Origin of the sequence: Chryseobacterium viscerum, from assembly GCF_025949665.1 — a bacterium.
Classification (GTDB): domain Bacteria; phylum Bacteroidota; class Bacteroidia; order Flavobacteriales; family Weeksellaceae; genus Chryseobacterium; species Chryseobacterium viscerum_A.
Genome location: NZ_JAPDFT010000001.1, coordinates 130,316 through 155,351 on the forward strand (window position 1 = coordinate 130,316; position 25,036 = coordinate 155,351).

The window sequence follows — 25,036 nt, forward strand, 5'->3', positions numbered from 1 at the left end:
AAAAATAATTGCTTCTCTTTTTTTTATTTGAATTTTATTTAGAATGATTTCAAATTTTCAATCTTGGCATGAGAATTTAATAATTGAAAATGAGTTGTTTCAATCATATTTTAGTCTGAAAGATTGTCTGTGATGTGAGGTCGGGCCATGCTTAATAAGGGCTTCCTGGTGTTTTTTTGTTGCATAGCCGAAATTGGTGTTCCATCCATATTCCGGATGTTCTTCATGGAGTTGAATCATTAATTTATCCCTATAATTTTTGGCAAGAATAGAGGCTGCAGCAATAGATAAAACCTTGGAATCTCCCTTAATAATGCATTGGTGAGGAATATAATTATAGGGATGGAATTTGTTGCCATCTACCAAAATAAGTTCTGGTGTTATTGTCAGTTTATCCAGTGCACGGTGCATGGCATGAATGCTTGCGTTAAGAATATTATGCTCATCAATAAACGAAGGCGGAAGCTCTGCTATGGCATAGTTTTTTACATTGTCTTTGATGTAGCTATCCAGTTCCATGCGGGTTTTGAATGTTAATTTTTTTGAATCATTAACAAGATTTTGTTTGAAATCATCATCTAAAATTACGGCAGCGGCTACCACCGGACCACTTAAACATCCTCTTCCTACTTCATCACATCCAGCTTCGATGTAAAGGTTCGACCAGTTTTTTATTAGCTCCATATTTATCTAAATAATAGATACAAAATTAAAAAAACAAATATATTAATCTATTTTTTGAGTGAATGATTTTATCAAAATTAACGTGTTATTATGGTAAGGTTTTTTTTGTCTGGGTTTTTAAATAGCTTAAATTAGCACTTTTTCCTAAAATATGTGTTTTTTTTGATAATAATGCTTTTGTATTGAGATGTTCGTACTTTTTCTATTTTTTTAAGATAGAAAATAATATAGATTGTATTGGTGATATTTTGATGTTTCCCCATTTTCTTTGATTTATTTAGTTATTTCTTTGATTGGATTTATTGTTTGTGCTGTATTTTTGTTGGTTTTGTATGAAAATTATTAATTAACAGTATTGTTATTTTTTTTTAAATAATGTCGATCTATTGGTTGTTAATATTTGTTAAAAAAATATTTTTTAACAAATATTAATATTTAATTCAATGTTTTTTTTATCAATAATTTAAATTATTGTAATTTTTTAAGAAAATCCTTTGTGTTTTTAAGAAAGTTTTACAAATTTGTAGCCTGTAAAAAATAATTGAATTAACATGAAGAAATTAACAACTAGTGTACTTATTGTAGCACTTTCTTCGTCTTTTTTTATTGTGAGCGCTCAACAAAGAGAGGCGGACACAATAAAAACAAAGACTATTGAAGAAGTTGTAGTTACTGGTGCCTTAGGTATTAAGAAAAAGGCTGATGCCGTTACCAATGCACAGCAAGTAGTAGGTACTAAGGAATTGAATCAAGCTTCTGCTCCAAATGCTGTTCAAGCTTTGACGGGTAAGGTATCTGGGTTGCAGATTACACAAACGGATAATAGTGTAGGAGCATCAAGTAGAATTGTAATCAGAGGAAATAAATCAATCTCAGGAGGAAATGAAGCTCTGGTTGTAATTGATAATGTTATTTCTTCTGCATCTGTTCTAGCTCAGTTGCCACCTGAAGTTATTGAAAACGTAAACGTAATCAAAGGTCTTCAAGGTGCTGCACTTTATGGGCAGCAAGGGGTAAATGGAGTTATTATTGTAACGACTAAAAAGGGTGCGAAAAGTGAGAAAATGCAATTTACTCTTACTTCTTCAATTCAGATGACACAAGCATTTAAATTTCCTATCATACAAAAGCAATACGGTAAAGGGTATCCTCACGAACCTGCTTTTAGTGGTGGAGATGTGGACTATAATGGAACAACTTATGTTCCTTTTGAAAATATGTCCTGGGGCCCTGCTTACAATGACCCAAATATTGGTGGGCAGATGGTTCCATCGGGCTTACCACAGGCTGATGGCAAATTTATTTATGAAAAATATGCTCCTATAAACAATCATTTCTCTAAGTTTTTCAAAAATGGTTTGATCCTTCAGAATGGACTTACTGTTAACTCTGGTGGAAGTGATTCTTATGCAATGTTATCCATTAACAGATTAGAGAATGACTTTGTTGTTGAAGGAGATCAGCTAAGACAAAATAGTTTCTTGGTTAAAGCAGGAAAAAAGCTAGATAAGTTAAGAATTGACGGTACGATCAACTATATTAGCAAGATTACTAATCAATCTAGTTCTGATTTATATAGTGATATCCTTCAAATGCCTTCAATGAATGATATTAGAAAATATAGATATTCTGGTGTTCAAGGAGGGCTTTCTGCTTTTACGAAGAATCCATATTATCAGCTTGAACATACAAGACAAAATACGGTTAATGATTATCTATCCGGAATTTTATCTTTACAATATGATTTTAATAAAAATATCAATTTAACATATACTGGAAACTTATATTTAAATAATTCCAGATCTGATAATCATGATGATGGTTTCAAAGCTACTCAGGTTTACACAGGAAGTGGACTTGTTTTAGATGATGGAACATTGCAAGATTATACGGGCAACTCTAACTTTGATTCATACTACATCAACCGTACTGTAAGTACAAGAAGTTACTATGGAGATTTAATGTTAAACTTTAATTATGATCTTACGAATGATATTAATTTGAAGTTAAACATTGGTAATAACATTCAAGATAGTTATAGAACTGCCAGATCAATGGGGGGTACTAATTTGGTAGTTCCAGGATGGTATGATATCAGAAACGTTACTAACCTTATTCAGCCAGGGAACTCAACAGGAGCTTCAGCGTTGGATAACATTCTTTTTGAGAATACTACAACAAGACAGAGAACCATTGCTGGATTTGCGAACTTAGATCTATCATATAAAGATTACTTATTCTTGAACTCTACTTTCAGAATTGAGCAAAGTTCTGTGTTATCTACTTATTATAACGGACAAGTTCATAATAAAACTTATCCTTATTACTCTGTAGGGGTTTCGTTTATTCCTACAAAAGCTTTTGAAGCTCTGAAGGGTAATGATATCATCAATTATATTAAAATTGCACCAGGATATACTAAAGTTGGAAATACATCCGCTATTTTACCTTATGAAACGTCTAACGTAGGTATAGCTCCTTCAGGGTATCCTTTCCCTAATCTTCCTGGCTACGGAGTAGATGCTACACAAACTAATAGAACAATTAAGCCTGAATTTATTTCTACCTATGACTTAAATGTTCAGTTAGGTTTCCTAAATGATCGTATTACATTAGAAGGATCTATTTATCAGTCAGATACTAAAGATTTGATTACTAATGCAAACGTTTCAAATGCTTCTGGAATAAGCAACTTGAAAGACAATTTTGGTAAAACAAGAATGAGAGGGTTTGAAATTGATTTAGGGCTTACTCCGTTTAAATCTCAAAACTTTACTTGGAATGTAAGAGCTTCTTTTGCTAAATCAAGATCTACAGTAATTGACTTACCAAACGGATTAGATGAGGTAGCCCTTGCGGTGCCTTTCCAAACTGTTGGGATTGGAGTCTTTGCAATAAAAGGGTCAGATCTGCAGGTTATTAAAGCAACAACCTTCCAAAGAGATGATCAAGGAAGAATTATTGTAGGAGCTGATGGTGTTCCTTTGCAAAATACTACATTAAGCAGTATGGGAAGAGTAACTCCAGACTATACACTTGGATTTAATACATCTCTTAAGTTTAAAGGGTTTACACTTTCTGCTACAATGGATTACCGTAAGGGAGGTAAATTTGCTTCACTTAGTAAAAGTATCTTGACGTTTGCCGGAGCAAGTGAAGAAACTGCCGGATTTGACAGAAGTAAAGGATATGTGATTCCTAACTCAGTTCAAATGGTAAACGGACAATATGTTCAAAATATTACCCCTGTTGGAGGAACAGCAGATTATGATGGTGTGGCTGGTTATTTCAGTTCACAATCTTTACAAAGATTGGGTGAGCCGATGGTACTAGATGCTACTGCATTTAAAGTAAGAGAAATTGCTTTATCTTATGACGTTCCAAAATCAGTATTATCATCAACTTTTGTAACTGGGATTACTGTAGGTTTATTTGCTAGAAATCCATTCTTTGTATATTCAAAAGAAAATAGAAACTATGCAGATCCTGAAACTTCTTATACTAGTGGGAATGGTGCTGGAATCGCTCTAGCTGAACAGTATCCTTCTCAAAGATCTTTTGGAATTAACTTAAAAGCTACATTCTAAAATTTAAAAAAATTATGAAAAATATAAAAATAACGACAGCGGTTTTATCTTTAACCATGTTATTTGCTTCTGTGTCATGTGATAAATATCTTGACATTAATGAAGATCCTAATAATATTTCAATTGATAAAGTTACTCCGAATGAATTGCTTCCTGTTGGTATCACATCAACATATGCAAAGCAATCTCAAACGTTAAATAGATTTGCGAGTGTTGTAATGAACTCAACTGCGGGGAATTCATTGGTATATGGTGCTCCATTTATTGATGATTATAAACCCAATGTTTCTAATACATTTTATAATGATGTTTGGGATAGTCTTTTCAGAGGAATAGCTAATTTTGAAAAAATTATTACTTTTAATGATCCTGGTAATCAGTATGCTCAGCATAAGGCTATGGCTAAAATTATGAAAGCAAACTATATTCAGGTCTTAACTGACTTGTATGGTGATATGCCTTACTCTGAAGCTTTTAAAGGACAAGATAATTTGACTCCTAAATATGATAAAGGTGAAAACATCTATAAAGCATCTATTGCAGATATAGATGATGCTATTAAGTCATTAGAATCTGGTGTGGGGAATACTCCAAGTAGTGATATTGTTTTTAGAGGAGATACTAATAAATGGATAGCCTTTGGTAATACGTTGAAATTAAGATATCTTTTAAGAATGTCCAATGTAACAGGGGATATGGCTGCTTATAGAGATCAACAATTAACAAAACTTAGTGGAGCAGACTTTATTGATGAAGATGTTTTAGAAAATCCTGGATATTCAGCTGCTAATGATGCGCAGCAGAACCCGTTTACGAATTTCTATGTATATCTTAGTTCTGGAACTAGAGCAGCAAACTATTCTATTAATGTTGCTTCTGAGCATATGGCAATCGTTTTAAATGGTAATTCAGGAGGAGATACTAGGCCAGTATATCAAAAGTTTAATGGAATTGTAGATGGAAGGAGTGCAAGAATGTTTAGTCTTGTAGGAGGAAAAGTTTCTGGTATCAGACAAGGGAACTTACCTGGCCAACCAGGAGTACCTGCTGCTATTTCTAGATTTAGTTATGGTATTACAATTGGTAAGGATTCTCCTAAAACATTGCCAACCGGTGCTGTAGATACTCAGGATTATGTTTCTAAAGCATCATCAAAATCTGGTTGTATTATGAGTAGAGCAGAATCGAAATTCTTACAAGCAGAAGCTGCTTTAAGATATCCAGGCTTATTCTCTAATGCAGCAGGTAATTTCACAGCTGCTATTACTGCGTCTTATAGCTACTTTGGAGCAAGTGGTTCTGCTGCTTATCTTGCAGCTGTACAAAATGTTGCTGGTCTAGGTTGGACAGGAACTGATGCAAATAAGTTAGAAGCAATTATGACTCAGAAATGGATCGCTTTAACAGGTGTTAATCCAGAGCAATCTTTCTTTGATTATACGAGAACAGGTTTCCCTGTAACACCGTTAGCTACAATAGCGTCGAACCCAAAACCAAACAGACTGATTTATCCTCTTTCTGAATATATTGGTAATGCTAGTAATGTACCTGCTATTAGTAATGCGGATGTGTTTAGTAAAAATCAATATACCCCTTTCTGGGCAAGAAATTAATTTTGTAATTTCAAATTTCAATATATTTTACCGCCTTCGGGCGGTTTTTTTATTTTAAAAAGTAAATATTTATGTAATTATAAAAATATGCTTAGCATAATGTTTTTACTGTCTATACTTAGTTTTTCTTATTCAATTTATTGATATTCAGTTTGTTTTATTGGTGGTGTTTTAAATAAAATATAGATAAAATCAATTTAAATGATTGTTATTATTTCTTAAAAAAAAATAACAAAAAAGTAATTTGTTTTTGTTAAATATCTATTTTTTAACTTATTTTAATATCTACTTGGTTGTTTTTATTTTAAAATACTGAATAAATTGTAATTTTTTCAAATTTTGCTTTGTGATATTAAGAAAGTTTTACAAATTTGTAAAGTCACAAAAATTAATTTGATATGAAGAAACTAACAGCAAGTCTTCTTGTTTTAGTACTGTCTTCTTCCATAGCTGTTGCTAACGCCCAGCAAAAGAATGATACTATTAAAACAAAAGAAATTGAGGGGGTGGTTGTAACCGCACTCGGGATTAAAAGAGAAAAAAAATCTCTTGGTTATGCTTCTGAAGAAGTTAAAGCTGCAGAATTAACCGGTGGAACTACCAATACCGGTAACGTAGCATCTCTTCTTTCAGGTAAGGTGGCCGGACTACAGGTAAATACAAACAACAACTTTGGCGGATCTGCAAACCTTTTGATCAGAGGATATAAATCTTTGTCAGGAGGCTCTCCACTTATTGTAATTGATGGTTCACCAGTTAACAATAATACTGTAACCGGGTCTACATTCGATTATGGTAACTTTCTTTCAGATATCAATCAGGAAGATATAGAATCTGTAAACGTATTGAAAGGTGCTGCTGCATCTGCTTTGTATGGTGAAAGAGGAAGTGATGGGGTAATCCTGATTGTAACTAAAAGCGGAAGAGGAAATAACGACGGAAGCTGGGGCGTTACTTTAAACTCAGGAATTACAGCAGGATTTATTGATAAATCTACATTCCCTACTTATCAGAAAAAATACGGAGCAGGATATGGTGGCCAGGCATGGAATGAGGATCCGGGCCCAGGAGGTTACAATTATGCCAACTTTGTAGATGATGCATCTTATGGGCCGGCATTTAATCCTAATCAATTGGTTTACCAATGGGATTCATTTGATCCTTCTTCTCCAAACTATGGAAAAGCCACACCTTGGGTTGCCGCGAAAAACGGACCTATTAAATTCTTTGAAACACCAGTCACTTATATTAATACAATCACCATTGAAAAAGGAAATAAGACTTCAAACCTTTCCTTATCATATTCCAATATGCTTTCCAATGGTTTGATGCCTAATTCAGAGCTGAGAAAAAATACAATTTCAGCAAAGTTTAATCATGATTTTACAGACAAGCTACATGCATCTGTCTTTACAACTTTAACCTTACAGGATACAAAAGGACGTAACGAAACCGGATATTCCGACAATGTTGTTACTGGTTTCAGACAGTGGTGGCAGACCAACGTAGATGTACTGGCATTAAGAGATGCTTATGCTAACAACGGAAACAGTAATTTTTCCTGGAACAGATCTACAGCTGCAGATGGAACTCCTCAGTATTGGAATAACCCATATTTCCAGAGATACCAGAATTATCAGTCTGATGACAGAACCAGAATATTCAGTTATGCTCAGTTGAAATATGATGTCTCCAAGAACTTTGGAATTACTGGGAAATTATCTTATGATGATTTACAAATGGTTGTAGAAGAAAGATTAATGAATGGATCACTTCCTCAGGCATTTGGTGCATCCGGGCTTAATGTAAGCTCTGGATATGCAAGAACAAATGTGAAAAATACAGAGATCAACTTTGATTTATTTGCTAATTACAAGTTTGATATTACTTCAGACTTAAGTGTTAGTGGTATTGCAGGGGGGAACGTTAGAAGGAACCTAGTCGATAATATCTTTATGAGTACAGAAGGAGGTTTATCAAAACCTGGGCTTTTTGCTATATCCAACTCTATAAGAACAATACTCCCACCTGATGAGAATTATGCAAAATGGGTTACTTCCAGTTTATATGCAACCGCATCATTTGGATATAAAAACTTCTTATTTGTAGATGGTACATACCGTGTAGACCAATCGTCTAACTTACCAAAAGGAAATAATAGCTATGGATATCCTTCAGTTACAGGTGCTGTTATTCTATCCGAATTTGTAAAGCAACCATGGTTAAGTTTCTGGAAATTGAGAGCAAACTACGCTGAAGTAGGTTCTTCTACAAATAATTACAGATTGGTAAATACTTTCAAAGCAAGAGGTGAAGGTTTATTTGACCAACCTTACTTTCTTGCAAATCCAAACTTAAAACCTCAAAGATCTAAGGAAACTGAATTCGGTATGGAAGCACAGTTTTTCAAAAACAGATTAGGTTTTGATGTTGCAATCTATAAAACAAGAACATTTGACCAGATTATCAACTTGCCGGTTTCTTCTGCAACAGGATATAGAACATTCCTTGTAAACGCAGGACAGATTGACAATAAAGGGGTCGAAGTACAATTAAACGGGACTCCATTTAAAACAGATAATTTTACATGGGATGTTAATGTAAACTGGTCTAAAAACGAAAATAAAGTTATTGCATTAAATGGCGATTCTCAAAATTATTTGATGGCAAGTTACCAGGGAGGAGTATCTCTTAACGCACGTGTGGGAGAATCTTTTGGTGCTTTAGTAGGATCAGATTATGTATACAATGCTAATGGGGATAGAGTAATAGATCCTGCTACAGGTCGTTATTTAAGAAATAATAATCAGGTTATTGGAAATATCACGCCAGATTGGGTAGGGGGTATCAGAAACAGTTTCCGTTACAAAGATTTCACATTAAGTTTCCTTATTGATGTGAAAAAAGGAGGAGATGTATTCTCTACCGATATGTATTACGGATTGGCAACTGGGCTTTACGCAGAAACTGCTGACTACAGAGAAGGAGGTTTCGTGCATCCCGGGGTTAATCCAAATGGAAATGTAAATACAACACCTGCGATCAATCCTGGATCTTTTGGTAACGTTGACGGATATAGAAGAATGCCAAATAAAAGATTTGTTTATGACGCATCTTACGTAAAACTGAGAGAAGCAAGTATAGGATATAGTCTTCCTAAATCAGTCCTTGCCAATACTTCTATCCGTGACGCAAAAATTTCAATTGTAGGAAGAAACCTTTGGATTATCCACAAAAACTTACCATATGCAGATCCGGAAGCGGGTACAGGAAATGGTTTAGCATCTAAAGGTAATTCTATTGGGGTATTACCTACTACCCGTGATATTGGAATTGATATAACTTTAAAATTCTAGAAAATGAAAAAATTATTTTTAATTATAGGTTTAGCTTCATTAACGTTAACATTTACATCGTGTGAAAGAGACATTACTTCACTGAATGAAGATCCTAAACACCCAACCGAAGTTCCTTCAGGAGTGCTTTTTGCAAGTGCTGAGCATGCACTTCTTGATCAGCTATTATCTGCCAATGTAAACCGTAATATTACCAGATTTTTTACACAGCAGTGGTCAGAAACTACTTATACTGATGAGACTAATTATGATATGGTGACAAGACCAATTCCAAGGAATCACTATAATCGTATGATGGCATCTGCTTCAGCAACCATTAACTCTCCGGGAGTATTATCTGCATTAAGAGATGCAAGGAGATTTCTTGACGGTGAAGGTGTAGATGCTGTTACCAAAAACAATAATATTGCTATGATTGAATTAGTAAATGTGTATGCATGGGCTAATTTAGTGGATACTTATGGTGATATACCTTATTTTGGAGCATTAAAAGCCACAGCTGAGAATCCAGGAAGTGCGGAGATTCCTTATGATGATGCAAAAACAGTATATTTAGATCTTATTAAGAGAATTGATGCTGCGATTGCAATGATTAATACTTCTGGGGCTGGATATACAAATGATTTGATCTACAAAGGAGATATGAGCAAATGGAAAAAAATGGGGAATTCATTGAAGTTCAGAATGGCAGTAACATTGGCTGATAGTGATCCGGCATTGGCTAAATCTTATGCAGAAGCAGCTTATACAGCAGGATTATTTACTGAAAAAGCAGATAACTTCGGGCTTCAGACATTTCCTTCTGGATTATTATCAAACCCTGTATATCAGGATGTAATTCAATCCGGTAGAAATGACTTTATTCCGTCCGATATTCTTGTTGACTTCATGAATACTACATCTGACCCAAGAAGAGCAACATGGTTTACAACTGTTGCGGGTGCTTATGTTGGAGGTGTGTATGGTGATCAGAATGTTTTCAGTAGCTATTCTCACTTTACAAATGCTATCTCGGGTGAAAATGCACAAGGCTTTTTGTTAGATTTTTCTGAAATTCAATTCCTGAGAACTGAAGCTGCTGCAAGAGGTTTTAGTGTTGGAGATACTGCTGCTAACTTATACTCCGCAGCAATTAAGGCTTCAATGACTGAATATAATATTAACGATGCTACTGCAACTGCATTTATTGCAGCCAATCCATATAATGCAGCCAATTGGAAAAAATCTGTAGGAGAGCAGGCATGGATAGCAATGTTTAATAAAGGATTCCAGGCATGGAATTTTGCGAGAAGACTGGACTTTCCTGTATTTGTAAATCCTGGTGGCTCTGTGGTAGAATCCGTACCGGTAAGAATGAAATATTCTGATCAGGAGTATCTTCTTAACGCTAAGAATGTGAACGCTGCAGCTTCAAAAATTGGAGGCGATAAAGTATCTACAAAAATATTTTGGGATAAATTTTAAATTAAATAATAATTCTTCAGACCCACAAACAGGTCTGAAGAATACAAAAACTTTTATATGAGATTTTTTATAGGAATTGTTCTTTTAATGAGTATTGCATCATGTTCTAGTGATGATGACCGCGCAGTTGTAAATGAAAATGTAAGTATTAATGGAACCTGGAAGCCATATAAATATGAATTTAAAGGTAAAGATATCGTCCTGACAGATTGTGAAAAGAAAGGAGTTATATTTATCAATCCAGATTTCTCAGGATCTTACGAAAGATATGATGTGGCTTCTTCTTCCGGAAACTGTAATCTATTTGATTCTTTTGGAGGAAAGTGGGCTTTTGATAAAATGTATCAAACATTAACTCTTACCTATACAGAAGCAGGAGTCTCCAAAACATTGAAAAAAGAAATTGATTCTTATTCCAATACTGAACTCAGAATTATTGACAACAGCAAAAATCTGGACAATACGCCTGGCAATGACGAGGCAGTCTTGGTTTTCAGAAAAGAATAAATATTCTCATTTACTTATAAAACCGCCTTCGGGCGGTTTTTTTATTTCCGTATATTTGTAACTTATATTTTGAGTGGAAACATATTGTAATATATTTCGGCTTTAAGCATTAAAAGAGAATTTGGAAACATGAATATTAAAGATATTATAGAACAAAAACTTTCGGAGATCATTTTAAATGTATATCAGTTAAAAGACATCAAGCTGGAAGTTCAGGAAAATAAAACGGAATTTGAGGGTGATTTTACCATTGTCACTTTCCCGTTGGTAAAACAGTTGAAAAAAAATCCTGAGAGTATCGGGGTTGAATTAGGTGAGGCTTTGACAGAGCAGACGGAAATTTTCGAAAGCTTTAATGTAGTGAAAGGTTTCCTTAATGTTAAGGTTAAAAACCAATTGTTTGTGGATAACTTCAGATCTGTAAGCAAAAACTTCTCTGTTATAGAAAAGAAAAATGCTACGGTAATGGTAGAATATTCTTCCCCGAATACGAATAAACCATTGCACTTAGGCCATATCAGAAATAATTTATTAGGATTTTCTGTAGCACAAATCTTAAAAGAAGCCGGGTATGATGTAATCAAAACTCAGATCATTAATGACAGAGGAATTCATATCTGCAAATCAATGCTGGCTTGGGAGAAATTTGGAAACGGGGAAACTCCTGAAACGACTAGTACCAAAGGAGACAAATTTGTTGGAAACTACTACGTAGAATTTGATAAAAACTATAAAAAAGAAATTGCGGAGCTTGTAGAACAGGGAGTAGGAGAAGAACAAGCTAAGAAGGCTGCTCCGGTGATGAAAGAAGCTCAGAAAATGCTTCTGGATTGGGAAAATGGAGATGCAACAGTAAGAGCGCTTTGGGAAGAAATGAATTCATGGGTTTACAAAGGGTTCAACGAAACTTATAAAAGACTGGGTGTTAACTTTGATCAGGTTCAGTACGAAAGCAATACCTATATTTTAGGAAAAGATCTTATTCAGGAAGGATTAGATAAAGGAGTTCTGTATCAGAAAGAAGATGGTTCTGTTTGGTGTGATCTTACGGATGAAGGGCTTGATCAGAAGCTGTTGTTACGTTCAGACGGTACATCGGTTTATATGACGCAGGATCTAGGAACGGCAGTTGAGCGTTTTAAGCAAAATAGTATTCAAAAGCTGATTTATACAGTAGGAAACGAACAGGATTATCATTTTCAGGTTTTATTTAAAATTCTAAAGAAACTAGGGTATGAGTGGGCTGATCAGTTGTTCCACCTTTCCTACGGGATGGTAGAATTACCAGAAGGCAAGATGAAATCCCGTGAAGGTACCGTAGTAGATGCAGATGACCTGATGCAGGAGATGTATGAAACAGCAAAATCTAAGGCTCAGGAATTAGGAAAACTGGAGAATCTTTCTGAAGATGAGAAAGAAGCATCTTATGAAACAGTGGGACTGGGTGCATTGAAATATTTTATGCTTAAAGTAGATCCTAAGAAAAAAATGCTTTTCAATCCAGCAGAAAGTATAGATTTCAACGGAAATACAGGACCATTTATCCAATATACTTATGCTCGTATTCAGTCATTGTTGTCGAAAGCAGGTAATTTGCAAACGGAAACGGCTGATATTGAATTAAATCAATCCGAAAAAGAATTGATTATGCAGTTGACAAACTTTAAAACTGTAGTGGCTAAATCAGCGGAAACATTAAGTCCGGCTTTAGTGGCGAACTATGTATATGATCTTGTGAAAGCATACAACTCTTTCTATCAGAATAACCCTATTCTGAATCAGGAAGATGAAAATGTAAAACAATTCCGTTTAAATATATCAGATATTACAGCGAAGACGATCAAAAAATCGCTGGAACTGCTGGGAATCGGAACCGTAAACAGAATGTAAAAATAAAAAGCCTCCTGAATTTTCAGGAGGCTTTTTTTATGTAGAATTAACTATTTGTAGTTAAGATCTTGCGTCACTCTTCACGAGCTACGCAACCCGAATCTCGTATTTTATTTATCACTACTTTCACTATGCATCTGTTTCAAACTATCCGCATACAACTTGGCAGGAGTCCATCTTGCATGTTTAGAAAGAATGGCTTTATATCCTTTTTTGTAAGTATAAACTTTGGTGAATACAGCACCAAAAAATATCAGCATACAGGAATAGTTGATCCACATCATAATCAGAATGACGGTTCCGGCAGCACCAAAGGCTGAAGTAGGTTTCACCTGATTAAAATAAAGACTTAATAAAAATTTTCCGAGGGTGAATAAAACGGTTGTCAGAAACGCTCCCTTCCATACGGGCTTCCAGCTGATCAGAACATCAGGCAGTACTTTAAACATTAAAGCAAATAAAAGCATGACCAAACCAAATCCTACAGCAAAATTCACAAACTCTACCAGCATATAGGTTTCAAAACCAAAATACTGAGTGATTATTTTATTGAAAAGACTGATCAGAGAAGATAAAACCATAGTAATCATCAGAAGAAATCCCATAATAAGGATCATTCCCAAAGAATTGGCTCTGTCCAGTAGAAATTTAATCAATGCCTTTTTGGGAGCCGCTTCAACCTCCCAAAGTGAATTTAATGAATGCTGAAGTTGAAAAAAGAGTGTCGTAGAACCGAAAACCAATGATCCGACACCCACTGCTTTCATGAAAATGTTTTTTTTGTCAATCAGAGCACCGGCCAGCATCCCTTCAATACTTTTAGCAACATCGGGGCCCATAATACCGCTGATCTGCGTGCTTATTTGTCCGCGGATAGCTTCTTCACCAAAGAAATTTCCAAGTACCCATATAATAATGATCAATAATCCCGGGATTGAAAAAATGGCATAATAAGCAAGACTTGCTGAATCTTTTGATGCAGCAGAATTATTCCATTCTGTGAATGTGTCTTTCAGAACCTCCCAGAAAAATTGAGCATTTTTGATCATATTAAAAAGGATATCCGATGGCAATATTTAAAACAAGATTGTCTTTTCTCCAGTTAGAGTCCCCGAAATTAATTTTATCGAAGGCCCATCTGTCCCCTTTTTGATAGTAAGGAACTCTCAGTGGCATGGCAAGGTCCAGTCTCAGAATCAGGATAGAAAAATCCAGTCTCAGACCTACTCCTGCTCCCACCGCAATTTCATTTAAAAAGTCTTTTGAAAACTTAGCGCCCGGTCTGTCTTTATCGTCATGAAGCAGCCAGATATTTCCTGCATCTACAAAAACCGCAGCATTTAAAAATTTATAAAGATTGGCTCTGTACTCAGCATTTAATTCCAGTTTGATATCTCCGGACTGGTCAAAGTAAATACTAGGATCTATAGTTCTCGGATCAAAACTTCCCGGTCCTAATGTTCTTGCACGGAATGCTCTGATACTGTTACTCCCTCCTGAGAAAAACTGTTTGGAGAAAGGAATAAATTCTGAGTTTCCATAGGGATAGGCAATTCCTCCGATAAATCTCGTTGCCAATGAAGATTTTTCAGTGAACTTATGATAGAATCTGAAATCATTTTCAATCTTTACATATTGGCTGAAAGGAATACCAAATATATTCTTCTGTTTATCTTTTTTTACATCTGCTCCTGTAGCCAACCCTGTGATATTCCCTGCGAGATCAAGCGTTCCTTTATAATAAACGGTATTCGTTTTGGGAAGCATAGTATTGGTGTACGTGAAAGAATAAGTAGGTCCGAAAATTAACTGTTTATCTACAATTCGTCCCATAGCAGGATTTGTTGCAGATATTCTCCTGTATTCATCAGTAACATTGGCTGGAGAAACCAATGTAATGTCAATTACCTTCAGTTCATGTTCTTTTCTGGCATTTTCCTTCCAAAGATATCCGAATGATCCCGTGAAATTGTTAAGCGTATAATATTGTGTTCTGTTCTGGAATTCATAGCCCAAAGTGATATTCGTTCTCGGAACAAATTCACTGGAAGAATGAAAACGGAAAGGTGCCACAATTCTCGGGATGGAAAGCTGAACATTTGTTCCTGCACGGAAAATATTATTGGCATTCTGAGCACCTCCCATCTGGAAATCAAAAGCTCCGTAGATAGCCGCTTTAAACTGTTCTGCTCCCCTGAAAAAATTTCGGTGAGTCCAGTTCAGATTCAGCTCACTACCCGCATAATTGGCAGAATTTGTTCTTCCTAAGGCTTCCAGACGAAGCGACTGGATTTGTCTCGGAGTTAATAAATAATAAGCATCAAATTTATGACTCAATGAATCAGACACAACGAATTCATTCTTTACAAATTTGAAAACACCGAGACTGATCAACCGATTCAGGGTAAGATTGTGATTGGAACGGTTATAAAGATCTCCTTTCTTGAAATATAAAGCTCTGTCAAAAATCTTCGGTTTGAATTTATGCTGAGGATCAATGACGTAAATGTCATCAAACGCATATTTGGAAAGAGAATCTTTATCCATCGGGATACTGTATTTGCCATCCTTTACATCCTGAATGTTGTAATTGGGAAATACAATAACCTTATCTATCCCAAATTGCTGAGTTGCTAAATCTGGTGTGTTATCTTTCAGTTTTACATTAAGTTCTACCTTATGATTTTTGCTTACCGTACTGTCTGCCTGTACAATAATGTTGTCAGGGTGGAAATAATAAAAGCCTCTTTCTTTTAAACCATTATCAATTCTGTCTCTTTCCGCCTTGATGACATCCAGATCAAAGGGTCTGCCGTTTTTAAGAAACGTTTTGCCTGCTAAGCCCTGAATTTCCTGATTAACCAGCGTAGAATCCTTCTGGAATTTTACTCCGTCAATCAAATACCTGGAACCCGGTCTTACCGTATAAATAACCTGGGCTTTTTTATTTTTTGAAACCGTATCATAAGAAGCTTTAGCGTTGAAATATCCTTTATTTTCAGAATAATTTACAATAATATCTTTATTGAATTCACGGTCTACATCGCCCAATAATACAGGTTTTTCACCTATTTTATATTTCAGCCAGTAATTAAATCCTTTATCTTTTTTAGGCTCCTTGGCTATATTATAAAAATACAGCTTGGGACGCATACCTAAAAATGTAGAATTAGGTTTCGGAGTGAGGTTAGCTTCCAGAGCAGCCTGAAGATCTTTTTTTTCTTTTTTTGAAATCGTATCGTTTTCAATCTTTACTTTGGCTTCCGTGTAAAGCATCTGGCCTTCTTTCAAAAACCTTGTATTACTGCACGACATTACAGCTGATGCCAGTCCGGAAACAAACAGATACTTACAATATATATGGATCTTATTACTCATTATTTAAATTCTACCACTTGGTTATTTTGATTTTTTTTCGGCTTCTTCTCTTTAGATTTCTGGAAAATCTCCCGGAATTTGTCATAATCCAATGTAATAATAAATCCTACTCCGGTTTCTATGATCTGTCCCTGAAGAGCCACCTGATATTCATCTTTACGATAAGCACGAAGCATATATCTTCCGTCTTTTGAAAGACTGTAATCCACAGAAACATTACCTGCAATATTGGTCATGTTTTCGTTCTCGCGGGCCTGGCCTTCCAATCCGAAATTGCTTCCTACCGTTACTTTCAATCGGTCATTCAATAATTTTTTACTGATATCCACATTCAGATCGGTTCTCGTATTTTTTTGTCCGGTGGAATAATCTTCCGTGGAATCAAGTCCAAAATTAAGATCTACCCCTTTAATCAGGCCTGCTGCAAGATTATTTAACTGTTGAGAAAGAATCTTACTTACACTTTGTCTAGCCATAGTTTCTGCAGACATTCCGGCACCGCTTTCAAATGGATTTTCTCCGATAAAACGGTTCAGAAGCAGTAAAGCAAAAACCTGTTTGTTCAGTTCAGATTCCTGAGTTCTGAGTTGGGCAAGTTTCTGATCAACAACATCTTTTACATTCGTAGATACGGAATTATTTTTTTCTTGCGTAGTGATATCAAAAGTAAGCTGAGGTTTCAGCAGTTCTCCTTTCATTTTCAATAAAGCATTGAACGGAATTCTTTGTTTGAACTGATTGATCAGTGAGGCTCCTCCGTTTTCAGTTCCTACCTGCTGCTCCACGAGATCAATAGGAGCTGCTTCTGTTTTATAAACAGCTGTAATGTCCATGATAGCCATCGTAGGTTCACCGGTCCAGGTTATTGTACTTCCTTTCTGGATATCAAACTTACGTTTCAGAAAGCTTACAGAAAGATCATAACTTCCTTTTTCTACTTCATATACACCTACCAGTGTAGTTTTTCCTGATGGATCTATTCCTCCGGTTAATTCTGCCTCACCCTGAAGCTGGACAAAATCACCGTTGGCCTTGTCAATGATCAATGAAATTTTTGCCTCCTTGCTCACTTCAATATTAACGCTTACATCCATTCCTTTGATACGGCTCTGCGCATTAAGAGAATCTGCTTTGATTGTTTTGTTTAAAACTACCTGATCCTGATCTACAAACTCTACAATACCGTCTCTTTCCTGTAAAGATGGAGTAGATTGAGGGAGAACAAAAGTGAAATCCGTGTTGTCTGCGACATTCAGTTTTCCGTCTACCTTAGGAAGATCCAAATTACCGCGGATATGAAGCCCGGCATCAATGGCAAGAATACCATACATCATGGCATCATTGGACTTTTCAGAATTGACAACCTTGAAATTTTTAGCATTCACATTCAGATTAAAGGCAAAATCTCTGTAGGTCTGTGTCAGAACCTGCCCATCTACTACAAGAGCATTTCCGTCTTTGTCTTTGATTTTGAATTTATCAAACTCAATTCCACGGCTGGTAAAATCTATCTCATCGCTCAGATGTCTGAAATCACTTCCTGTTTTTGCAATCTCCAGCCCTGCATCATTGAATTTTACTTTTCCTAAAATATTAGGTTTATCGGTAGTTCCGGTAATCTTTAAATTTCCTGAAAGATACCCTTCCGTATTGGTAATCGCATTCATAGAAAATCCCTGAATACTCTTCATCTGAAGCTGATTGATCGCCATATTCAGATCGAAAGTACTGGAAGAAGTATTATAATCACCAAGGATTTTTACATCATTGTTATTTCCGGAAAGGGCAATATCTGCATTTAAAACATTCGGTGAAGCATTATTTACTTTTACTGCAAGATTTCCAACGGGGCTTCCATAGACAATTAAATCAGAGATATTCAGGTCAGAAGTAAATGCCATTTTTTTAGTGACATTCCGAAGCTGTGCTGTTCCGTTAATAGTTCCTCTTGCAAGAACAGTATCTTTTTTAATAAGTTCCGTAATGGTTTCAATTTTAAAGTCTTTCAACGAAATGTTCAAAGGACTGCTTGGGCTATTGCTCTCAGACTGAACAGCAATTTCACTGTTTCCATTAGATAAAATGAAATTATCTGCCAGAATTCCTTTATTGCTGATCTGGATTTTATTATTTTCTGCTACATTCCAATCTGTGTAATTGAGCTTTAATCCGTTTGGATTTAAAGATATTTCTGTAATGTCATTCAACGATTTCGCATTTCCTGCAATCAGGAATTGGGTGGCATCTTTCTCATCTTTTGTAGTGACATTATATCGGATGGTATTGTCTGCAACATCTCCGTCAATATTGATTTTATTTAAAGAAAAGCTTGAGCTTTTTAAGGCGGCAACATTCAGGCTGTATTGTAATGCCTGATTTTCGTTGGTTACTTTTAAAACTCCTTTTTCAATGGTGTTTTCACCATACAATAATCGCGGAATCTGTCCGTCAATTTCAATTTTTTGAGAATCTGCATCATAATTTCCTGCCAGATTTATGGTTTCAAAATCTTTCAGATCGGGAACAAACTTTCTGATAAGGTCATCATTTTTGATTTTGGCTGTAAAAGTAAAATGCTGCCCCGGATCTGTTTTCTGGTTTTTATCCGGCTTCTGAAACTGATAATACTGATTGACAGTTTGGGTTAATGCACCAAAGATCTGAGTAAGTTTATATTTACCTTTCAGTTCCAGATCTGCTATCTGTGAATTGAAAACAATCTGGGTAGAATCCTGAGTAGATGAAGCTTTCAGATTGACTTCCTGTACCGGATAGACTTCTTTGGTATCTGAGAATGCAAAATCTTTAAGGTTGAGATATCCGTTCAGATTATTGGGATCAAGACTTGCGAAATCACCATCAATTTTTCCGGCAATGATCATCGGCTTTTCATAGAAGCCAAGTTTGTTGACATCCAGTTTGATGACTTCTCCATTCACTTTTACCGTAGGATTTTTTTCATCATATACTCCGGAAGCAGTTAGCTGTAAACTGGCGTTCGGGTCTTTTGAATCGAGAATAACATGATAAGCACCTTTGTTGATCTTTCCGATAAGATTCATGTTCTGATAACGATATCCTTTGTAGACTGCAGAGGCAACATGTCCTTTTAAGTCTGCATTGGCATTTTTGAAATCAAAACTTTCACCTTTTGCTGCAATCTGTGCGGTGATAGGACCAATATCTTTATTCTGAATAATTTTTCCTACCTGTACGCCCTGAAGATTTGCTTTTACATCATATAATTCATGATTTTTCCTACGCATATCTACTTGTGCAATGACGGCTGCATTACCAAGCGTGGAGTAGAGGTTCAGATCTGTATTCACTACTTTCGTTGTGCCTTTTGCATTTCCTTTGATACTGAAATGGGAAGGAAGTGAAATATTGGAAGGAATAGTATTTTTCGGGACAAGATTAAATACTGTTTTGGCACTGGAAGAAAATTCTCCGATTCTTAGATCGTAATACAACTGATCAGGATTCATCGCATTTTTAATTTTCCCGGATGCCATTACCCTCAGCTGATCCAGCCCTGAAACTTTGAGATCCCGGATTAAAAGATCATTTACGCTTCCTTTTACATTGGCATTTACATTGAGAACAGCGTTCGGATATTTGTTGAATGGAACCGTATTCCTTAAAGTCGGGACCAAATTCAGAATGTCAGAGAATCCTATTTTTGAATCTTTAATGTTGGCTGAAATTTTTACAGCACCAAGGTTTGAACTTAGCTGGTCAATGGAGTTATAATTTAAAATAACCTCATCACGCAATATTGTTTTCGGGGTTTGGAGATAAAGATCTTTCAGATATGCTTCTTTTTCTGCGTAAACAAAATCAGTATTGAATTTCTGGATATCCAGGCCTCTGTTTTCTTTGATTTCTGCTGTGTTCACAGTTCCGGCAAAAGTATTATTCTCCATTTTGAAGCTTCTTACTTCCACATTCATTTTTGAAAAATTAAGGTGGTTGAAGTCAATTCCCTGTTTTGTTGGAGCAATAGCCGTATTGTTATAATTGACCTTTACATCGTTCAAAACAAGTTTTCCTAAGAGAAGTTTCATTGCCTTATCCTGATCCGAAGCTTTGGAATCCTCAGGTTCTTTTGTTGTTTTTGGATTGGCATTCTGGGCAGGAAGATAAAGGTTGGCATTAATATCTGCTCCGGAAAGAAATACATTTGCAACGTTGTAGGCATTGTTTTCAAGATCAAGTTTATTGACCTTTGTGCTCAGCTCTTTGAATATAACTTTTGCAAATGTTTTGGTATTTTCGTCACCGTAGTCAATGTCAAAATGAGTAAGCTTAATGCCTCTCAATCCAATATTCATCGGTTTCTTTTCATTGAGAGAGTCTACTTTCTTCTCAATCTTTTGGGCAACTTCTTCTACAAGTCCCTGTTTTAGCTTTAATTTTAATCCGTCAAGGTTAATATCATTAACAGCGTAATTGTTTTTATTAAGATCAAAAGTTTTTACCCTGGTATCGAAAGACTTAAAGTATAGTTGAATATCATTCTTCGATTGCTGGTCATTGAATGTAACGCCAACATCTTTTAAATTGATTTTATCGAGAGAAATAATGAATGGCTTGGAAGAGCTTTCTTCTTTGTCACTGGAAGCAAAAGCATCAATAATATAATCAAAATTGAATTTGCCATCCGGCTTGCGTACCACATTGGCACGGGCTCCTTCCATATTGACAGAAGTAATATCTGCTGTAGAATTGAGGAGTTTCAGCATATGTAAACCTACATCCAGTTTCCTGACTGCCAGTAGTGTATCTACATCTTGTCCTTTAAGGTAAAGATTTTCCATCACCAGGCTATTGGGAAATCCGATGTAAACTTTTTCAAGGCTGACCTGAGTTTTGATTTTTTTCTCAAGGTAAACAATAAGCTTGTCTTTAATGAAGTTTTGAACGGCAGGAAGCCTTAAGCTTAATATCAACAGGGTAAGAAGAACCAATATTGAAATAAAGGTTATTGCAATACGCCTTAAAATTTTTGTGGTGTTGATTTTCAGTTTCAAATGCGAGGTGGTTTCTAACAAAGATAATAATACTATTTCACTTAGTCTTTGTTGTGGTACCCTTTGCGAATGCAAAAATCCTGCCTTGGCTGTCTTATTATGGAATTTTTAGTTTGTAGTTGTCAAGTGAATAGTTGAGTAAGACAGACCAAGGTATGGATATTTATTTTTTAAAAAAGCCCCCTTTATATCATTTTTTTAATGTTGAAAAGGTTAGTTAGCAAAAATGAAATTCAAATGTTAGTGTAGTTGCAAAGGGGGCTTGGCATGGTTTATATGATAGATAATAATAATTTTAGTTGTTTCCGTTTTCCCATTTCACCTCTTCTCCCTGTGGGGCTGCGCCGCCTTGTGCTGTTGTAATAGGAGCGGTTTCCTGGTTGATATGATAAATGTAAGCGGCAATCTTTTCGGCATCTCTTCCTGTGATGGTTCCTTCCTTGATGAAAGGTCTCATGGTAGGATTATTTGGAGATCCGTTTTCAAGCATCCAGAATACATTTTTAAATAGGCTTTTTTCTTTCATGTTGATCCAGTGTGTATCAGTAAGGTTCGGACCTATACCTCCTTTTCCTCCGTCTCCATGGCAGGTAACACAATTTGTTTTGAACAGTTCCTGGCCTTCCGCAATGTTATCAGCACTGTATTTTGCAGATTCCAGATTGATCTGAGGTGCAGTTTTTTCATACTCTTCAATAGATGCCAACATGGTTTTGGCTTCTTTGGTATACTCTGCTTCCGGATGGGCATAATCTGTGAAAGAAAAGGCAAACAGATAAACGGCACAGAAGATACATCCGAACCAGAACAGGCCAATCCACCATTTCGGAAGCGAGTTGTCAAGCTCTGTAATTCCATCAAAACCATGGTCGATAAGAATATCTTTTTCTTCCGTAGCAGTTTGTTTTTTGAAAGCGGAATTCCATAATTTTTGATAATACGGAACTTTTTTCTCTTCCAGATATTGTTTTTTTTCTTCCTCGGATAATCTGCTGAAGCTTTGATTTTCTACCAGATCTCCAATAGAGTTCATGATCAGCAGCAGAATCGTAGCGATTAATATCAGTGCCCAGAAAAAAGGAGAAGAAAAATATCCTGAATCACTGGCGAACATTTCAAAGGCCATGATCGTTAAACCTATCGTTGCTGCGATATATATTGAAATTGGGGTTCTCGTTTTCATTGCAATTCAATTTTAAATGTTACTTTATGCTGGCTGTTTGTACCTGTGTTGTTTTAATATCCGTACCTAGTCTCTGGAGGTAAGCGATCATAGCTACAATTTCTCTCTGTTCAAGCGGTACATACGCAGTTCCTTTTGCCGTTTTTTCTTTTACCATCTGATCTTTTACATCTGTTGCTTCAGCATAAATTCTCTGTACAATTGCTTTTGACTGGTTATCTGCCCATTGGTTGGCTGAATCTATCTGTGCTTTTGTGTAAGGAACATCGAAAGCATTTTTCATCAGTTTCATTTTATCCACCATCTGATCGCGGTCCAGTTTATTGGTGATCAGCCATGGGAAACGAGGCATGATAGAACCGGCAGATGTAATCCTTGGGTTGTACATATGTTTGAAGTGCCATGAATCCGGGTTTCTTCCTCCTTCTCTGTGAAGATCCGGTCCTGTTCTTTTAGATCCCCATAAAAAAGGTCTGTCATAAATAAATTCTCCGGCTTTGGAATACTGTCCGTTTTTTCCTTCAAATCTTACCACTTCATCACGGAAAGGTCTGATCATCTGAGAGTGGCATGAATTACATCCTTCACGAATATAAAGATCTCTGCCTTCCAGTTCCAACGGTGTATAGGGTTTTACTGCTGTGATCGTAGGAACGCTTTGCTTCAGTGACAATGTCGGAACAATTTCCACCAATCCACCAATTGCTATCGTGATAAAAGCTAATATAGAAAGGAGAGTAGGAGTTCTTTCCAACCATAAGTGTACACCTTCACCTTCTTTTCTTGAAGTACCGATGTTGGCCAATGCAGGAGCTTCTGCAGGAACCTCTTTCTGGAATGAACCGGCTTTAACAGTTTTGATAACGTTGATGACCATCAAAATGGCTCCGGACAGATAAAGAACACCTCCTAAGAATCTCATTTTAAAGTAAGGAATGATCGCAGTAACGGTATCCAGCCAGTTTTTCCACAATAATGTTCCGTCCGGATTGAACTGTTTCCACATTAATCCCTGTGTGAATCCTGAAATATACATAGGAACGGCATAGAAGATAATTCCTAATGTTCCCAGCCAGAAGTGCCAGTTGGCCAGTTTTTTAGACCAAAGAGACGTTCTCCACATGATCGGAACCAGATAATATACTACCCCGAATGCCATGAAACCATTCCATCCAAGAGCTCCTAAATGTACGTGACCGATAACCCAGTCTGTAAAGTGACCAATTTTATTTAATGATTTTGTTGCCAATAAAGGTCCTTCAAAAGTAGCCATACCATAACAGGTAATAGCAACTACAAAGAATTTCAGAATCGGATTTTCTCTTACTTTATCCCACGCTCCTCTCAGAGTAAGAAGACCATTCAACATTCCTCCCCATGATGGTGCAATAAGCATGATAGAGAATCCTGTTCCTACAGCCTGAGCCCAGGCAGGTAAAGCTGTATATTGCAGGTGGTGAGGCCCGGCCCAAAGGTATACGAAGATCAGCGACCAGAAGTGAATAATGGATAATTTGTATGAGAATACCGGTCGCTGAGCTGCTTTTGGCATAAAGTAATACATCAGACCTAATACAGGGGTGGTTAAAACAAATGCTACCGCATTGTGCCCATACCACCATTGTACTAATGCATCTTTTACACCTGCATATACAGAATAAGATTTCCAGCTTGTGAAAGATAATGGAACTTCAAGGTTATTGAAGATGTGAAGCATTGCTACAGCAATCCAGGTTGCAATGTAGAACCAGATGGCTACATATAAATGTCTCACTCTTCTCTTGGCTATAGTTCCAAACATATTGATCCCGAAGACGATCCATGAGAATGCAATTAAAATATCAATAGGCCATTCATGTTCAGCGTATTCTTTAGATGTATTGATTCCCATAAGGAATGTGATCACTACACTGATAATCATAATCTGCCATGACCAGAAATGGATCCATGAAAGTGTATCACTATACATTCTGGTTTTAAGAAGTCTTTGCATACTGTAGTAAGCACCACAGAAAAAGGAATTACATACGAAAGCAAAAATTACAGCACTGGTATGAAGCATTCTGATTCTTCCGAAGCCCATTGCTCCCTGAGTATTGATCAGTCCCTGAATATTGCCCGAAGCTAAGCTTTTAATAGTTGTATCATCCGTACCGAATAAAAATTCAGGTAATTCTGGATAAAAAAGCATCAATGCAGCTGTAAGTCCCAGCAGAAATCCCACAAGTCCAAATGCGATAGTCGCATAGAGGAATGCTCTGACAATATTATTGTCATAATTAAATTTTTGCGTCTCCATAAATTCCAATAGTGTTTACCGAAGTGATATTTTCTCTGAAAA

The 25,036-nt window shown here is 36.1% G+C and carries 12 protein-coding genes; 6 read left to right on the plus strand and 6 right to left on the minus strand.

The genetic code is table 11. The features are described 5' to 3' along the window. Positions 1-99: 99 nt before the first annotated feature. Entirely contained in the window at positions 100-684 is a 585-nt protein-coding gene (locus OL225_RS00700) for a ribonuclease HII (protein WP_264516956.1), read from the minus strand. 551 nt (positions 685-1,235) lie between these two features. On the opposite strand from OL225_RS00700, the gene OL225_RS00705 reads away from it, so the two are divergent. From OL225_RS00705 to argS, 6 genes are all read left to right on the plus strand, one after another. Next, positions 1,236-4,271 carry a SusC/RagA family TonB-linked outer membrane protein gene (locus OL225_RS00705; protein WP_264516957.1) on the plus strand — a complete coding sequence of 1,012 codons (3,036 nt, stop codon included), beginning with the start codon at positions 1,236-1,238 and terminating at the stop codon, positions 4,269-4,271. A 14-nt stretch (positions 4,272-4,285) separates the two neighbouring features. Next, positions 4,286-5,884 (plus strand): SusD/RagB family nutrient-binding outer membrane lipoprotein, encoded by a 1,599-nt coding sequence (locus OL225_RS00710; RefSeq protein ID WP_264516958.1) that lies wholly within the window; start codon positions 4,286-4,288, stop codon positions 5,882-5,884. Positions 5,885-6,282: 398 nt separating this feature from the next. After that, positions 6,283-9,240 carry a SusC/RagA family TonB-linked outer membrane protein gene (locus OL225_RS00715; RefSeq protein ID WP_264516959.1) on the plus strand — a complete coding sequence of 986 codons (2,958 nt, stop codon included), beginning with the start codon at positions 6,283-6,285 and terminating at the stop codon, positions 9,238-9,240. A gap of 3 nt (positions 9,241-9,243) precedes the next feature. Continuing rightward, positions 9,244-10,704, plus strand: a complete 1,461-nt coding sequence (locus OL225_RS00720; RefSeq protein WP_264516960.1) for a SusD/RagB family nutrient-binding outer membrane lipoprotein — start codon at positions 9,244-9,246, stop codon at positions 10,702-10,704. Between the two features lie 57 nt (positions 10,705-10,761). Beyond that, positions 10,762-11,211, plus strand: a complete 450-nt coding sequence (locus OL225_RS00725) for a lipocalin family protein (RefSeq protein ID WP_264516961.1) — start codon at positions 10,762-10,764, stop codon at positions 11,209-11,211. A 129-nt stretch (positions 11,212-11,340) separates the two neighbouring features. After that, a complete protein-coding gene (gene argS, locus OL225_RS00730; protein WP_264516962.1) occupies positions 11,341-13,101 on the plus strand; it encodes an arginine--tRNA ligase in 1,761 nt (586 codons plus the stop codon). A 110-nt stretch (positions 13,102-13,211) separates the two neighbouring features. Here argS and OL225_RS00735 read toward each other — a convergent pair whose 3' ends face one another. The 5 genes from OL225_RS00735 to ccoN all read right to left on the minus strand — a co-directional run bounded on the left by OL225_RS00735 (position 13,212) and on the right by ccoN (position 24,994). Next, positions 13,212-14,150, minus strand: coding sequence for a YihY/virulence factor BrkB family protein (locus OL225_RS00735; protein ID WP_047379115.1), 939 nt, complete (start codon positions 14,148-14,150; stop codon positions 13,212-13,214). 1 nt (position 14,151) lies between these two features. Then, positions 14,152-16,479, minus strand: a complete 2,328-nt coding sequence (locus OL225_RS00740; protein ID WP_264516963.1) for a BamA/TamA family outer membrane protein — start codon at positions 16,477-16,479, stop codon at positions 14,152-14,154. After that, on the minus strand, positions 16,479-21,512 hold the full coding sequence (locus OL225_RS00745; RefSeq protein ID WP_264516964.1) for a translocation/assembly module TamB: 5,034 nt from the start codon (positions 21,510-21,512) through the stop codon (positions 16,479-16,481). Before OL225_RS00745 ends, OL225_RS00740 begins: the two co-directional genes overlap by 1 nt. Positions 21,513-21,807: 295 nt before the next feature. Beyond that, positions 21,808-22,695 carry a cbb3-type cytochrome c oxidase N-terminal domain-containing protein gene (locus tag OL225_RS00750; RefSeq protein ID WP_047379113.1) on the minus strand — a complete coding sequence of 296 codons (888 nt, stop codon included), beginning with the start codon at positions 22,693-22,695 and terminating at the stop codon, positions 21,808-21,810. Between the two features lie 19 nt (positions 22,696-22,714). Beyond that, complete coding sequence (gene ccoN / locus OL225_RS00755; RefSeq protein ID WP_264516965.1) at positions 22,715-24,994, minus strand: cytochrome-c oxidase, cbb3-type subunit I; 2,280 nt, start codon at positions 24,992-24,994, stop codon at positions 22,715-22,717. Positions 24,995-25,036 lie beyond the last annotated feature (42 nt).

Bases quoted from the DNA above. Each gene is read 5' to 3' on its own strand.
- OL225_RS00725 (WP_264516961.1), top strand. From the start codon at position 10,762: ATGAGATTTTTTATAGGAATTGTTCTTTTAATGAGTATTGCATCATGT.
- OL225_RS00710 (WP_264516958.1), top strand. From the start codon at position 4,286: ATGAAAAATATAAAAATAACGACAGCGGTTTTATCTTTAACCATGTTA.
- OL225_RS00715 (WP_264516959.1), top strand. From the start codon at position 6,283: ATGAAGAAACTAACAGCAAGTCTTCTTGTTTTAGTACTGTCTTCTTCC.
- OL225_RS00735 (WP_047379115.1), bottom strand. From the start codon at position 14,150: ATGATCAAAAATGCTCAATTTTTCTGGGAGGTTCTGAAAGACACATTC.
- OL225_RS00720 (WP_264516960.1), top strand. From the start codon at position 9,244: ATGAAAAAATTATTTTTAATTATAGGTTTAGCTTCATTAACGTTAACA.
- OL225_RS00705 (WP_264516957.1), top strand. From the start codon at position 1,236: ATGAAGAAATTAACAACTAGTGTACTTATTGTAGCACTTTCTTCGTCT.
- OL225_RS00750 (WP_047379113.1), bottom strand. From the start codon at position 22,695: ATGAAAACGAGAACCCCAATTTCAATATATATCGCAGCAACGATAGGT.
- OL225_RS00740 (WP_264516963.1), bottom strand. From the start codon at position 16,479: ATGAGTAATAAGATCCATATATATTGTAAGTATCTGTTTGTTTCCGGA.
- ccoN (WP_264516965.1), bottom strand. From the start codon at position 24,994: ATGGAGACGCAAAAATTTAATTATGACAATAATATTGTCAGAGCATTC.
- OL225_RS00700 (WP_264516956.1), bottom strand. From the start codon at position 684: ATGGAGCTAATAAAAAACTGGTCGAACCTTTACATCGAAGCTGGATGT.
- argS (WP_264516962.1), top strand. From the start codon at position 11,341: ATGAATATTAAAGATATTATAGAACAAAAACTTTCGGAGATCATTTTA.